General features: G+C 40.2%; 1 protein-coding gene. It reads right to left on the bottom strand.

The window, feature by feature from the left end; translation table 11 throughout:
* Positions 1 to 38: 38 nt before the first annotated feature.
* Positions 39 to 1,585, bottom strand: a protein-coding gene (locus I6F54_RS20140) for an IS3 family transposase (protein WP_197142799.1) whose coding sequence is annotated in 2 segments (ribosomal slippage) — positions 39 to 1,126 and positions 1,126 to 1,585 — 1,548 coding nt in all. Because the reading frame shifts where the segments join, the coding sequence is not laid out codon by codon here.
* Between the last annotated feature and the right edge of the window lie 52 nt (positions 1,586 to 1,637).

Here is a 1,637-nt window from a genome sequence, read left to right as displayed (position 1 = left end):
CGGAGTTTTTCAAGTTAGTTGTCGCATCAAATTAAATTTTATGCCGCCCGCATTGCTTCTTTTTTCTCTGGATTTAAATTTACTTCATTGATCATCGTCCAATCTCGAGACTTTCCTGACCAACGACTTGGATTCTGTAATTTCGCCATCTCATTTACCTGATGACGTTTCGCTAGTATCGCTTCATCTAATCCTAAATGACGCTGGTTTGGCGTGACAAATTTAATACCGCTGTGCAAGTGCTCATCGTTGTACCAATCAACAAATCCGCTAACCCACTTTCTTGCGCTACCCATGCTTTCAAAGGCTTTCTCAGGGTATTCCGGGCGATACTTTAACGTCTTAAATAGCGATTCAGAATAAGGATTATCATTACTCACAGACGGTCGGCTAAATGAAGGAACAATACCTAACTCCTGCAATGTCGCTAATAACGTTGCCCCTTTCATTGGACTGCCATTATCCGAGTGCAGCGTGACTTGCTCAGGCTTTACCTGCTCTCGCCTGCAAATATCTACCATTAAATCAGCCGCCAGTGTGCTTAGTTGTGTATCATGAACCTGCCAACCAACTATTTTTCGACTATAAATATCCATCACTAAATATAAGTATAAAAACTGACCTTTAACAGCTGTTGGCAAATACGTGATATCCCATGTATAAATTTCGTTTACACGTATTGCCTTGAGCGCTTTTGGCTTTTTTATCTTTTTATTTGGTTTAACTTTTTCTCTGTGTGTTAATAATTTATGTGATTTCATAACGCGATAAAACGAGCTTTCTGATGCTATCCACACACCTTTATCCAATAGTTTAGGGACTATCTTGCTGGGTGGTAAATGTCCATATTCTATTGAATTAACAGTCTTAATTATACGCTGTTGCTCTAATTCAGTTAGCCTGTTAGGTGGTCGCTTTATCGTACTTGTTCGCTTATCTGTCATATCATCAGCTTCAATCCAGCGTTGAATTGTTCTTGCCGTTAGACCAAGTAACTCACATGCTTTTTCTTGCCTTGCCCCTGATTTCTGCGCGTCGGTAATGAGCTTTATCAATTCATGACGCTCAGTTGAGCTGGTTAATCGTCCTCGTTGAAACCCCAAAGCGCATCTGCTTTTTTTTTGAGTACAAGTAAGGCGGCTGTTTCTGCTAACGCTTTGTCTTTACGATTAAGCTCTTTTTGAAGCTGCTTAATTTCTTGTTTGAGCTGTTTACTGTCTGATTTTACGGGCTTCGTTGAAGGCCCTTTAGCAAAATCTTGCTTCCATTGTTTAATATGATGCGGGTAAAGCCCCTTAGCGCGGCAATATTCATTAAGAGCTGCTTCATCTAAACTCGCACATTCAATAATGGCGTTAAGCCTTTCTTCTAAGCTCCAGTCATGAGGGCGTTTTTCTGTTGTCATATGACTACCATTATTTTTAGTTTCAAGTTCATGGTTTTTAGCAAGCGCGATCCATCGTTGCAAGGTTGAATAACCGATGCCTAAATCAAGCGCAATATCTTCTAGGCGAACATCATCACATTGAGATAATACTTTTTCAACAGCGTGAACTTTAAATTCTGGTGTAAATCGACGTCTCATTTTATCTGCCTCTATTAAAAGTTAGAGGCGACAACTATCCTGACACAGGGGG

The organism is Pseudoalteromonas sp. SWXJZ10B (assembly GCF_015864475.1).
Taxonomy (GTDB): Bacteria; Pseudomonadota; Gammaproteobacteria; order Enterobacterales; family Alteromonadaceae; genus Pseudoalteromonas; species Pseudoalteromonas arctica.
This window is presented reverse-complemented; position numbering and strand designations above follow the sequence as displayed.